Origin of the sequence: Sphingobacterium sp. FBM7-1 (genome assembly GCF_020687765.1) — a bacterium.
Classification (GTDB): domain Bacteria; phylum Bacteroidota; class Bacteroidia; order Sphingobacteriales; family Sphingobacteriaceae; genus Sphingobacterium.
Genome location: NZ_JAJEWJ010000003.1, coordinates 182,325 through 194,795, shown reverse-complemented (window position 1 = coordinate 194,795; position 12,471 = coordinate 182,325). Strand labels below are relative to the sequence as shown.

Below are 12,471 nucleotides of genomic sequence, written 5' to 3'. Positions count from 1 at the left end.
TAGTAAAAAACAAGAAATATGGCGCATAGAATAATCATAAGCGGAGGAGGTACAGGCGGACATGTTTATCCGGCGATTGCAATCGCGAACGCATTGCGTCGTATAGAGCCCGGTATCGAAATTCTATTTGTCGGCGCAAACGGCCGTATGGAAATGGAACGCGTCCCTGAAGCCGGCTATGAAATTGTGGGATTAGATATACAAGGGATTGATCGAAAATCTTTGCTGAATAATTTGGTGTTGCCTTTCAAATTGGTTAGTAGTTTAATCAAATCCCGGCGCATTATCAAGGAGTTTAATGCAGATGCAGCGGTTGGTGTTGGGGGGTTCGCTTCTGGTGCCCTGTTGATGGCAGCCAACTACCTTGGCTTACCTACGTTGATACAGGAGCAAAACTCCTATGCGGGCTTAACAAACAAATCGTTAAGCCGCAAAGCAGAGAAAATTTGCGTGGCCTATGATGGTATGGATCAGTTCTTTCCTTCAGAGAAAATTGTGTTTACCGGCAATCCCATACGGCGAGATGCTGTTGCCACGGAGGGCAAACGTGAATTTGCTCTGCAAATTTTCGGTTTGCAGCCCCACAAGAAAACAATCCTGATTATAGGCGGCAGCTTGGGCGCAAGGCAGATGAATGGGTATGTGTTGGACGTCATGCATGAGTTAGGGGAGAAAGAAGATGTGCAATTTATCTGGCAGACCGGGAAAGCATATTATGAAGACATGAAGATGATGCTGAAACTAGATCAGTTGATTCCCGGAAATGTTAAAGTGAAGCCCTATTTAGATCGCATGGATTTAGCCTATGCGGCCGCCGACCTAATTATTTCGCGCGCAGGTGCCGGCACGATATCCGAGCTATGTGTCGTAGGAAAGCCCGTTCTTTTGGTGCCCTCGCCTAATGTAGCAGACGACCATCAGACAAAAAACGCAGAAGCGTTGGTCGCCAAAAATGCTGCGGTGATGATTTCCGAAGCAGATGCCCGAGATACCATGATCTATCTGGCGCTGGAGTTATTGGCCGACGAAGCAAAATGCGCAGCTTTAGGAACAGAAATAAAGAAGTTGGCACGATTGGATGCCGACGATGTAATTGCCCGAGAAGTATTAAAATTGATTAAATAGATGATGAATCTGGATCACATAAAACGTGTTTACCTGCTCGGAATCGGGGGGATAGGGATGAGTGGCCTCGCTCGCTATTTTAAGCACTTGGGCTGCGACGTGCAGGGCTACGATCGAACGGAAACGGAGTTGACGCGGACGCTGGTTCAAGAAGGGATTCCTGTTATCTATCAAGACGATATTACACTAGTACCTGCCGCATATCAACAGCCTTCAGACGAGACCCTATTGATTTTTACGCCGGCCATTCCGCAGGAATTGCAGTTGAAAGCTTACTTCGCAGCGCAAGGTTTTAAGCTATATAAGCGTTCGGAAGTATTAGGTATTATCAGCGCGAGTCGCTTTACAATCGCCGTAGCCGGAACCCATGGGAAAACCACAACATCTACCATGATTGCGCACGTGCTTAAGGATTCCGGCTTCGACTGCTCGGCTTTTCTTGGTGGTATAAGCTCAAATTACAACAGCAATGTTCTCTACGGTGCCAATAATGTCGTGGTGGTAGAAGCTGACGAATACGATCGTTCGTTTCTTACGCTGCATCCCAACATAGCCGTAGTAACCTCAGCAGATCCCGACCATTTGGATATTTATGGTGATGCGCAGCATCTGGTTGCATCGTTTGAGCTGTTTTTGCAACGAGTTGTTCCCGATGGTAGCGCGATCGTGAAAAAAGGTTTGCCCTTCGGTGGCGATGTTACCTACGCAAAAGAGGACCCCTGTGATGCTTATGCCCGTTCCATCCGGGTAGAAGAAGGGGTGTTCTATTTTGATTATGCCGCCGGAGACACCGTTATCGCAGATATACCCTTAGGTATTCCCGGGTTTCATAACGTCGAGAATGCGGTGGCCGCGATTACGGTAGCCCTACAACTCGGCATAGCCGCAGACAAAATAAAGTCTGCCTTAGCATCCTTCAAAGGTGCGAAGAGACGCTTTGAATATGTAGTGAAAACATCCGCGCAGGTCTATATAGACGATTATGCACATCATCCGGAGGAATTACGTGCGTTCCTGACCTCGGTCAAGAAACTTTATCCAACAAAACAGCTGACGGTGGTTTTTCAGCCCCACCTATATAGCCGGACACGTGATTTCATAGATGGCTTTGCCGAAGTATTGGGGTTGGCAGATCAATTGCTTCTCATGGATATCTATCCGGCGCGAGAACAGCCTATCGAAGGTGTGGATTCCGCCTGGTTATTCGATAAAATCGATGTTGCACAGAAACAGCTGGTGACACCAGCCGATGTACTAGACAAGGTGAAGCAAACCCGTCCCGAGCTGCTCGTTACGGTAGGAGCCGGTGATATTGATCGGTTAGTAAAACCTTTAAAGGAGATTCTAGATGCTTAAGTTCGTGCGTAACATACCTTGGAGGCAGCTTGGCTATCTATGTATAGGGCTTATCGCTATGATAGGCCTAGGGATGCTCATGAGCTTGGTCAAGAAAAAAGATAACGCCCAGGTTTGTGCATCGATGAAAGTGGTTGTAGAAGGCAAGGAGACTTTCATTGATCAGCACGATATTTCAGAATTGGTTCGTACCGAATTCGGAGAAGTAGTCGGAAAACCGTTGAAAGATATCCCAGCCGATAAGATTGAAAAGGCTTTGCTGGCACTTCCCTATGTATCCAATGCAGAAATTTATGCGGATATGGACGGAATATTACAAGTCGTGGTACAGCAAAGGGAGGTTATTTTACGGATTGTTAATAAAGCAGGAAAAGAATATTATATTGATACGCAAGGAGCAAAAGTTCCCGTTACATTAAAGTATGTTCCACATGTTTTGGTGGCTAGCGGAAATATCCAAGAAAGTTATGAAAAGCCGTTGGATACCATTCAGACCGAGCTGGTGAAGGATTTAGTTGCCATTGTAGAGCGTGTAAAAGACGATCCGCTGTGGAGTAACCAGATTGTCCAGTTATATGTGGATGGTCGACAGGATATAGAGATTGTGCCTCGTGTTGGCACACAGCCGCTCGTTATCGGTGATGCCGATAAATTAGACGAAAAGTTTGCACGGTTAGAAATTTTTTATAAAAACATCCTTCCCAAAGTGGGAACCGATGCATATGAAAAAGTAAATGTAAAATATGATGGACAGATTATCTGCGAACGGAGAAATGGATGGATGTTAGATAGTTTGCAGATGCAACTTAAAATGAAATAATTGATTTGAATAAACAGCAACAAAACACACAGCATATTATGAAGCCAAGATTAGCAGAAAACGAAAAAGATAGCCCAATCATCGTGGGATTGGATATCGGAACAACGAAGATTTGTGTTACGGTCGGTCGGCGCAGTGGGTCGAATAAGATCGAACTTTTAGGGGTAGGGAAGGCTGAATCGTCGGGCGTAAACCGTGGGGTAGTGGCGAACATCCAAAGAACGGTCACTAGTATCCGAGATGCGGTTTCCATCGCCGAATCCCAGTCTAACGTGGACATCAAAGTGGTCAACGTTGGAATTGCTGGGCAGCACATCAAGAGTATTCAACATCGGGGCATCCTGACCAAACGGGATTACGATGAAGTTACCCGTTTTGATGTCGAGCAATTGATATCCGATATGTATAAACTGGTGCTTCCTCCGGGCGAAGAGATTATCCACGTATTGCCGCAAGAATTTACCATCGATAACGAGCCCGGTATCAAGGAGCCGATCGGTATGGCCGGACGCCGAGTAGAAGCTAATTTTCATATTATTTCTGGTCGTGTTACCGATATCAACAATATTAAACGTTGTGTAGATAATTCCGATCTAGAAATCTCTTCCTTGGTCTTAGAGCCTCTTGCATCATCTGAAGCTGTGTTGGATGACGAGGAGAAAACTGCCGGAGTCGTATTGGTCGACATTGGGGGAGGTACAACAGATGTTGCAATTTTCCATGAAGGAATCATTCGCCATACAGCTGTTATTCCACTTGGTGGCAATATCGTAACCGAGGATATCAAACAAGGGTGCTCCGTGTTGCGGAATCAGGCTGAGCAACTTAAAGTACGTTACGGCTCAGCCTTGGCAGATGAGAACAAAGATAACGAGGTGATCTGCGTGCCCGGCATTCGCGGACGGGAAGCCAAAGAAATCTCGGTAAAGAACCTTGCCTACATCATTCAGGCACGCATGGAAGAAATAATTGAACACGTTTACTACGAAATCAAATCTTCTGGTTATGAAGACAAGCTGATTGCAGGTATCGTTATCACGGGCGGTGGCGCACAATTGAAACATTTGGTGCAATTGGTGGAATACATTACCGGTATCGACTGCCGCATCGGTTATCCCAACGAATATTTGGCAAAAACAGAAATGCTGAACAAGCAAGCATTGGAAGAGTTGAAAAGTCCGATGTACGCGACCTCCGTTGGCTTGTTGATTAAAGGCGTGCAGGCGATTGAAGACGCAGAAGCGGGTGAGCACGAAGAAGTCGCGTCCAAAAAAAGCGGAAAAGTAAAAGATATAGCCGAAGAGAAGAACAAAAAAGAAAGTTGGTTTTCTAAGCTGTTGTCCGATTTTATTAAGGACGATACAGGAATTGATGACGACACGTTTATAGGAAGAAAGTAGTCTAGTTTTCCACATCGTGTGTTTTTTCCACAAATTCACAAATGTGGAAAACGATTGTGAGAATTTTGGTATTATTACGTTTGAATTGTTGAGCCTATTGGGGGTTTCTAAGTGGTTTAGCAAGAGTTAAATAGGGTATTTTATGTCGATACAATTTGAAATGTTAAAGGAACAATCGTCAATAATCAAGGTTATTGGCGTTGGTGGTGGCGGTGGCAATGCCGTAAACCACATGTACAAGCAAGGGATTAGCGGTGTAGACTTTATCGTATGTAATACGGACGCGCAGGCCTTAGAATTAAGTCCTATTCCTAATAAGGTACAACTGGGAGCAAGTTTGACAGAAGGAATGGGCGCTGGCGCCGACCCCGATGTAGGCGAAAATTCCGCAATTGAAAGTATTGAGGATATCAAGCGCATGTTAGGGACCAATACCAAGATGCTTTTTATTACAGCGGGTATGGGCGGAGGTACCGGTACAGGCGCGAGTCCCGTATTGGCTAAAGCAGCGAAAGAGCTTGGTATATTAACCGTTGCTATTATTACAACTCCTTTTACATTCGAAGGTAAGCGCCGTCGTTCACAAGCCGAAGAGGGCTTGGCGGAGCTTCGTAAATACGTAGATTCCTACTTAGTAATTTCGAACGATCGTCTGCGCGAGATATTCGGTAATTTAACCATGACAGCTGCTTTTGCAAAAGCAGATGATATTTTAACAACAGCTGCCAAGGGTATTGCAGAAATCATCACTATTCCAGGCTATGTCAACGTGGATTTTAAAGATGTGCGTACCGTCATGAACGATAGCGGCGTAGCTATTATGGGGAATGCTATTTCTACCGGCGAAAATCGCGCGTTAGAGGCCGTAACCGGTGCGTTAGCTTCTCCTTTGTTAAAAGATAACGAAATTGAGGGAGCACGTTACATCTTGCTTAACATTACTTCCGGTAAACAAGAAGTAACGATGGATGAGGTTGCGATTGTAACTGATTATATTCAGGAGCAAGCGGGTCTCTCGGCAGATCTTATATGGGGTAATTGTATTGACGAAAACTTTGAAGATGAATTGTCGGTAACCATCATTGCTACAGGTTTCCAAACATCTGAAGAGCGTGTAAAAGAAAAGGAGAAGGAAAAAATTGCCCTACCTTTAACTCCCGAATCGACAACAAAACAATTCGTTAAGCCGATTGTACAAAATCAGTTTGTTAAAAAAGAAGAGCCTACTGATACACAGCATGCTTATATAAAGCCGGCGCAAGACACAACAGATAAAACCCTTTCATTTGGAACGCCGACGACCCCACAAGGTGACTTATTTACCTCGCCCAAGCCTATCCATGTGGCCGTGGGACAGCAGCAGCAAGAGGAGCCGGAGGTAATTCGGCATACACTCAGCTTGGAAGAGCCGGAGCAAGAGGAAGTAGCGGAAGAATCAGGCTTTGAACTGAAAACGACACCTTCCGTGTTTGAATTTAAGTTGCCTTCGGTATTCGACGTATACAACAACAAGGAGGCACAGCCTGCCGAGGAGACCGAGAAGCCGGAAAATGTGGTGAGAGAAGAACCTCCCGCAGCTTATATAGAGTCTGCACCAGAGAAAGAAATTGATTTTGAAGATCAATTGATGAAGACGAAAGAACGCATCTTACGTTTGAAAGAGTTGAGTATGAAATTGAAATCGAGTAATGGTTTGCAAGAATTGGAAAACGAACCAGCTTATAAACGCAGGCAAAAATCATTAGAGGATGTGCCGCATTCATCACAATCGCAAGTGTCGCGGTTTACCTTATCATTTGATGATGGAGAAACCGAGATTCGACCGAATAATTCATTTTTGCACGATAACGTAGATTAATGATCGGTTAAGATATAGAGGAGAAGACAGCAAGCATGCTGTCTTTTTCTTTTTAGCTGTTTTGCTGGCTAACAATCATCCATGCGGGGTGGAGTCGGAAAAAATATCCGCGGAATCCCAAGAAGAGCTAGCGTTCACTATGTAACTTGAACAATTCAACGAGTTCAGGGATATTGTTCACCTTTAATTTTTCAAAAACCCGACCTTTATACGTGCTCACGGTAGAGGAACTGAGCTCCATTAATTTCGCAACCTCCAAAACTCCCAAGCCTTTAACAAGATGTTTGGTCACATCCATTTCCCGATTAGACAATCTATGTAACGGATTACTCTGGTCGAAAGAAGATTTTCCCATCGTGAGCTTTTGTATGTAAAGATCGTTTACTGCCTCTGACATGTATTTCCCACGAGTCATGATGCTTTCAATAGCCATTTTAAGCTCAGACATCGCCGTTGTCTTATTCAGATAACCACAGGCACCTGCATTGATGTAGCGTAAAGCAAAGATGCTTTCGTCGTAAGATGAGAAAACTAATATCTTAATTTGCGGCTGAATATTCAATATTTCCTGAATCACATTTACGTTGTTTCCGCCCGGCATATTGATGTCTAGCAATAGTAAATCAAACGGCTCATTGCGCAAATGTGCATAGACTTGATTATAGTCTTCGGCGTGTTGGACAGCAGCATCACTAATACATTCCTTAATAATCATGGAAGCCCCCAATCTTACAATGCTGTGGTCGTCCGCTATTAATATTCTTTTCATTAGAGGCTGCCTATCTGACATCAAGGTTAAAATATAATATAAGTCTTTCTCTCTGTGACAAATATATAAAACTCTCTTAAGAGATATAGGTTGTATATATCAAAAATGTGATAAAAAAGCTTGAATATTGAAGATTTAATTGTCATTTTTGGTTATTGATCGTTTAAAATTAAAATTATGGGATTTTTAAAAGAGTTTAAGGAATTCGCCATGCGAGGGAGTGTTATTGATCTCGCGGTAGGTGTGGTCATCGGAGGTGCATTTGGTAAAATTGTCACTTCCCTGGTAGATGATATTATCATGCCACCTATTGGCTATGTTACAGGGGGGGTGGATTTCAGTAACATGAAGTATGTTATCACGGAGGCGAATGAGGCCGCTGGTACCGCGGAAGTTGCTATTGCTTATGGTAATTTTATTAACGTTGTTATTCAGTTCCTGATTATTGCGTTTTGTATATTTTTGGTTATTAAAGGGATTAATTCTTTGAAACGTAAAGAAGAAGCTGCGCCAGCTGCACCTCCGGCACCAACGAAAGAGGAAGTGCTGTTAGCGGAGATTCGGGATATATTGCGGAGCAAATAAAAACTTCGTGCTTTATCATCGTGATGAAGCAAATTTATGTATTTCAAATTTGCTTCTTTTCCAAATTAACAGTACTTTTGCATTCCCTTATATGTGGGGAAGATTGATAAAGATATAAAAACAAGCATAATAGCGTCATGAAAAGAACATTTCAGCCTTCGTTAAGAAAAAGAAAAAATAAACACGGTTTCCGTGAGCGTATGAGTACAGCTAACGGTAGAAGAGTATTGGCTGCTCGTAGAGCTAAAGGAAGAAAACGTCTTTCTGTATCCGACGAATCCCGTCACAAAAGATAAGAAATTATAGGTCGGTGGCTCCTGTGGGCTTGTGTTTCGGCAAATAGTCACAATGAGCTATACATTTGCAAAGGAAGAACGATTATGTAGTAAAAGACTTATTGAAAGTCTTTTCCGTAATGGTTCTTCTTTTGTTGTTTACCCCTATCGAGTGGTATGGTTATGTAAGCCGGCTTCGCCTTCGCCATCGGTTCCGGTGCAATGTATAATTTCGGTTTCCAAGCGCCGCTTTCGAAAAGCCGTTGACCGGAATGCGCTAAAGCGTCGTATCCGGGAGGCCTATCGCTTGCAGAAATCAGATCTGTATAAGCTACTCGAAGCGAATTCCCTACATTTGCTATTGGCGTTTCAATACGTCGGCAAGGAAAAGGAACCTTACACCATGCTTCACCAACGTATGGAAAAAGTATTAGCCAAGCTGCAAGATGAGCATATTCCAAATCATATGGACAAAACTGATTAAAAAGCCATTGCAGTGGCTTTTTGTGCTTATCATTCGTCTGTATCAGCTTTTCATTTCGCCCTTCTTGGGAGCCAACTGTCGCTATACACCCACCTGTTCACAATATGGCAAAGAAGCCATTCTGAAATACGGTCCGTTTAAGGGCGGATATTTAGCAATTCGTCGTATTTTGCGATGCCATCCTTGGGGAGGACATGGACACGATCCCGTTCCATAATATTTATGACAGAAAATACATACATTTTACAAATAGAAACCGCCACGCCGGTATGTTCCGTTGCCCTTGCGAAAAATGGGAAAACCATCGCTGCAGTGGAGGCGGACGGACCCAATTTGCATGCGAGCAACATAACGCTCTTTATCGACGAAGTATTACAAAAAGCAGCTATCACACGAAGTGATCTTCGCGCCGTAGCCGTTAGTAAAGGGCCCGGCTCATATACCGGTCTGCGAATCGGTGTATCCACGGCAAAGGGGCTATGCTACGCGCTAGATATTCCCTTAATTGCGGTAAATACATTGGAGGCGATGACCTACGGATTTATTTCCCAAAGACATGATATAGAAGAAGGCCGGATATTAGTACCCATGATCGACGCCCGGCGGATGGAAGTATATATGGCCAAATACAATGCGGAATTGGACTGTCTAGTAGAAACGGCTGCCGAGATCATAGACGAGCATTCATTTGAAGCAACCACCGGGCATCCAGGTTATGTACTTTTCGGTAGTGGCGCAGATAAATTCGATACGCTTTTTGATGGGCGGGAGTCCATTCAGGTAAAGACCAATTTTCGGAATGCAGCTTCCTTTTTAGACCAGTCCGCCTTCCAAAAGTTTCAGCAAGGATCTTTTGAAGACGTTGTTTATTTTGAACCCTATTACCTCAAAGACTTTATCGCCACAACGCCTAAAAAGCGGAAATAAACAAAAGCGACGGTTCTTTTAGGACCGTCGCTTTTACATGTGTGTCTGTATCAGACCTATTATTTCTTTTCTTTCGCTTTCTTGTCCTGATATTCCTTATTCAGCGCAGTTACAACTTCCGAAGTAATATCCTTTTTCTTCTCCGCATATAAAACGGTAGGATTAGAGACGGAATACGTCAATACCAATTCATAACCCTTTTCTTCCGCATGTTTTTTCAGGTATTCCGAGATGGTGTTATATACGTTGTTAAATTCCGTCGATTCATCTTGAGCGATAGAAGCCGAAGCGTTTTGATCTAAGCGTCCCAGTTCATCTTGTTTACGAGCCAGTCTTTCTTCTGTAGCCTGGCGCTCAGAAGCACTCATACCAGCTGCCTTTTGTTGGTATTCGGCTACTTCCCGTTGGAAAGCCTGTCCTTTGCTCTGCAGATCACTCTGCGCTTTTTTAACCTTAGCTTCCAGCTTCGTTCTAATATCTTTATAATATTCGTATTTTTCAGATAAGGTATCAGCGTTTATATAAACGATTTTTTCGCCTTCATTAACATTTGCCACGGTCGCACTAGAATCGTTCGAAGCAGCTGTCGTTCCCGTGTTTGCATTTTGATTACAGGAAGCAACAGCCAGCGTGACCACCAATCCTAGGGATACATTTGATACAGTTTTATATAATTTATTCATTCTAATATAGTTTTCCGAAAACAAACCTAAGATAAAAAATCAAATTTTAGAAGATCTTTATTACTTCTTCGCAAAATTATACCGATCATCCCCTTACATCGCTGCTGTTTTAACATCCTTTCGATCACTAACGCCAAGGAACTTTATCTCTTGATTTTTAGCGAAAAAAATCGTATTTTTGAATGTTAAACGGTACTCATTTTAATTTAATTTCATGAGCGAAGAAAATAAGAATTCATCAGCGTATTCCGCGGATAATATTCAGGTTTTAGAGGGTCTGGAAGCGGTACGTAAACGGCCGTCCATGTATATCGGTGACACGGGCATTAAAGGGTTACACCATTTGGTTTACGAGGTTGTTGATAACTCTATTGATGAAGCCGTCGCCGGATATTGTTCGGAGATCGCGGTTACTATTCATAGTGACAATGCGATTTCAGTGAAAGATAATGGACGCGGTATTCCAACCGGTATCAATAAAAAAGAAAATAAATCGGCATTGGAATTGGTTATGACCGTCTTACACGCCGGAGGTAAATTCGATAAAGATACCTATAAGGTGTCTGGCGGTTTGCACGGTGTAGGGGTATCCTGTGTCAACGCATTATCTACCCATCTATCTGCTGTCGTCCATCGTGAAGGAAAGATTTTCCAGCAGGAATATGAGAAAGGGAAACCTTTGTATAACGTCAAGGAAATTGGGGAAAGCGAGATTACCGGAACCATTGTGACCTTTCGGCCGGATCCCGGAATTTTCACCATGACCACCACGTATAACTACGATACCTTAGCAAACCGCTTACGCGAACTGTCGTTTCTAAATAAAGGCATACGCTTATCGCTGACTGACGAACGGGAAATTAATGAAGACGGGCAGCTGAAATCAGATGTTTTTTATTCCGAAGGCGGATTGCGTGAATTTGTGAAGTTTTTAGATGGCACGCGTCATTCCCTTATTCCGGAACCTATCTACGTAGAAGGCATAAAACAAGGAATCCCCGTAGAGCTTTCCTTGCAGTATAACGATACCTACGCCGAAAACGTACATTCCTATGTAAATAACATCAATACGATTGAAGGAGGAACACACGTAGCGGGCTTCCGTCGGGGGCTAACCCGTACATTGAAGGCTTATGCCGACAAATCCGGATTATTAAAAAACTTGAAGATCGATATTACCGGGGATGATTTCCGTGAGGGATTAACCGCTGTGGTATCCGTCAAGGTCGCCGAACCCCAATTTGAAGGGCAGACCAAAACAAAGCTCGGAAACAACGAAGTAATGGGAGCAGTGGATATGGCGGTAGGAGAGATCTTAGGCATTTACCTAGAAGAAAACCCACGCGAGGCAAAAACCATTGTACAGAAAGTAATCATTGCCGCACAAGCGCGTGCCGCGGCACGCAAAGCCCGGGAGCTTGTACAACGTAAAACCGTGATGGGGGGATCTGGACTTCCTGGAAAGTTGGCCGATTGTTCAGATAACGATCCAAAAAATTGCGAAATTTTCTTTGTCGAGGGAGACTCGGCGGGAGGAACAGCCAAGCAAGGGCGCAACCGCCGTTTTCAAGCCATTATGCCATTGAGAGGTAAGATCTTGAACGTGGAGAAAGCCATGGAGCACAAGATTTACGAAAACGAAGAGATCAAGAATATGTTTACGGCATTGGGGGTCAGTGTTGGGACAGCAGAAGATTCCAAAGCCCTTAATCTAGAGAAACTACGTTACCATAAAATCATCATCATGACGGATGCGGACGTCGACGGTTCGCACATCGCGACCCTGATTTTAACGTTCTATTTCCGTTACATGAAGGAGCTGATAGAGAAAGGTTATGTATATATTGCGACACCGCCGCTTTATCAAGTTAAAAAAGGGAAAGAATTCGAGTACGCTTGGAGCGAAGATCAACGTCTGGCAGCTATTCAACGCTTAAAAGGTGCTGGAAAAGAAGACTCTGTTAGCGTTCAGCGTTATAAAGGTCTCGGTGAGATGAACGCAGAACAGTTATGGCAAACCACAATGGATCCAGATCAACGTACCTTGCGTCAGGTAACCATCGAAAATGCAGCGGAATGTGATCGTATTTTCTCGATGTTGATGGGTGACGAAGTTGCACCACGTCGAGAATTTATCGAGCGTAACGCCAAATATGCGAAGATCGACGTATAATACTTAGCGGATTATA

At 43.7% G+C, this 12,471-nt stretch carries 13 protein-coding genes; 11 read left to right on the top strand and 2 right to left on the bottom strand.

What is annotated here, in order from left to right; all coding sequences use genetic code 11:
- Positions 1 to 18: 18 nt before the first annotated feature.
- The 5 genes from murG to ftsZ all read left to right on the top strand — a co-directional run bounded on the left by murG (position 19) and on the right by ftsZ (position 6,559).
- Positions 19 to 1,125, top strand: a complete 1,107-nt coding sequence (murG, locus tag LKO28_RS07585; protein ID WP_227694188.1) for an undecaprenyldiphospho-muramoylpentapeptide beta-N-acetylglucosaminyltransferase — start codon at positions 19 to 21, stop codon at positions 1,123 to 1,125.
- A 3-nt stretch (positions 1,126 to 1,128) separates the two neighbouring features.
- Positions 1,129 to 2,481 carry a UDP-N-acetylmuramate--L-alanine ligase gene (gene murC, locus LKO28_RS07580; protein WP_227694359.1) on the top strand — a complete coding sequence of 451 codons (1,353 nt, stop codon included), beginning with the start codon at positions 1,129 to 1,131 and terminating at the stop codon, positions 2,479 to 2,481.
- Positions 2,474 to 3,301, top strand: a complete 828-nt coding sequence (locus LKO28_RS07575; RefSeq protein ID WP_227694187.1) for a cell division protein FtsQ/DivIB — start codon at positions 2,474 to 2,476, stop codon at positions 3,299 to 3,301. Before murC ends, LKO28_RS07575 begins: the two co-directional genes overlap by 8 nt.
- Positions 3,302 to 3,339: 38 nt before the next feature.
- Entirely contained in the window at positions 3,340 to 4,701 is a 1,362-nt protein-coding gene (gene ftsA, locus LKO28_RS07570; protein ID WP_227694186.1) for a cell division protein FtsA, read from the top strand.
- A gap of 142 nt (positions 4,702 to 4,843) precedes the next feature.
- Positions 4,844 to 6,559: a cell division protein FtsZ gene (gene ftsZ / locus LKO28_RS07565; protein ID WP_227694185.1), complete on the top strand. Its 1,716-nt coding sequence runs from the start codon at positions 4,844 to 4,846 to the stop codon at positions 6,557 to 6,559.
- Positions 6,560 to 6,686: 127 nt separating this feature from the next.
- Here the strand turns inward: ftsZ and LKO28_RS07560 are convergent, their stop codons facing one another.
- A complete protein-coding gene (locus LKO28_RS07560; protein WP_227694184.1) occupies positions 6,687 to 7,328 on the bottom strand; it encodes a response regulator transcription factor in 642 nt (213 codons plus the stop codon).
- A gap of 177 nt (positions 7,329 to 7,505) precedes the next feature.
- Between LKO28_RS07560 and mscL the strand changes: the two genes are divergently transcribed.
- The 5 genes from mscL to tsaB all read left to right on the top strand — a co-directional run bounded on the left by mscL (position 7,506) and on the right by tsaB (position 9,599).
- Entirely contained in the window at positions 7,506 to 7,913 is a 408-nt protein-coding gene (gene mscL / locus LKO28_RS07555) for a large-conductance mechanosensitive channel protein MscL (RefSeq protein ID WP_227694183.1), read from the top strand.
- 137 nt (positions 7,914 to 8,050) lie between these two features.
- Positions 8,051 to 8,209, top strand: coding sequence for a 50S ribosomal protein L34 (gene rpmH, locus LKO28_RS07550; RefSeq protein WP_227694181.1), 159 nt, complete (start codon positions 8,051 to 8,053; stop codon positions 8,207 to 8,209).
- Positions 8,210 to 8,261: 52 nt separating this feature from the next.
- Positions 8,262 to 8,672, top strand: a complete 411-nt coding sequence (locus tag LKO28_RS07545) for a ribonuclease P protein component (RefSeq protein WP_227694179.1) — start codon at positions 8,262 to 8,264, stop codon at positions 8,670 to 8,672.
- A complete protein-coding gene (yidD, locus tag LKO28_RS07540) occupies positions 8,635 to 8,889 on the top strand; it encodes a membrane protein insertion efficiency factor YidD (RefSeq protein WP_227694177.1) in 255 nt (84 codons plus the stop codon). Before LKO28_RS07545 ends, yidD begins: the two co-directional genes overlap by 38 nt.
- Positions 8,890 to 8,894: 5 nt before the next feature.
- Positions 8,895 to 9,599 carry a tRNA (adenosine(37)-N6)-threonylcarbamoyltransferase complex dimerization subunit type 1 TsaB gene (gene tsaB, locus LKO28_RS07535; protein WP_227694175.1) on the top strand — a complete coding sequence of 235 codons (705 nt, stop codon included), beginning with the start codon at positions 8,895 to 8,897 and terminating at the stop codon, positions 9,597 to 9,599.
- 59 nt (positions 9,600 to 9,658) lie between these two features.
- Here tsaB and LKO28_RS07530 read toward each other — a convergent pair whose 3' ends face one another.
- On the bottom strand, positions 9,659 to 10,282 hold the full coding sequence (locus LKO28_RS07530) for an OmpH family outer membrane protein (RefSeq protein ID WP_227694173.1): 624 nt from the start codon (positions 10,280 to 10,282) through the stop codon (positions 9,659 to 9,661).
- Positions 10,283 to 10,496: 214 nt separating this feature from the next.
- Here LKO28_RS07530 and gyrB point away from each other — a divergent pair, with 214 nt between their 5' ends.
- Entirely contained in the window at positions 10,497 to 12,455 is a 1,959-nt protein-coding gene (gyrB, locus tag LKO28_RS07525) for a DNA topoisomerase (ATP-hydrolyzing) subunit B (protein WP_227694171.1), read from the top strand.
- The last annotated feature ends 16 nt before the right edge of the window (positions 12,456 to 12,471 follow it).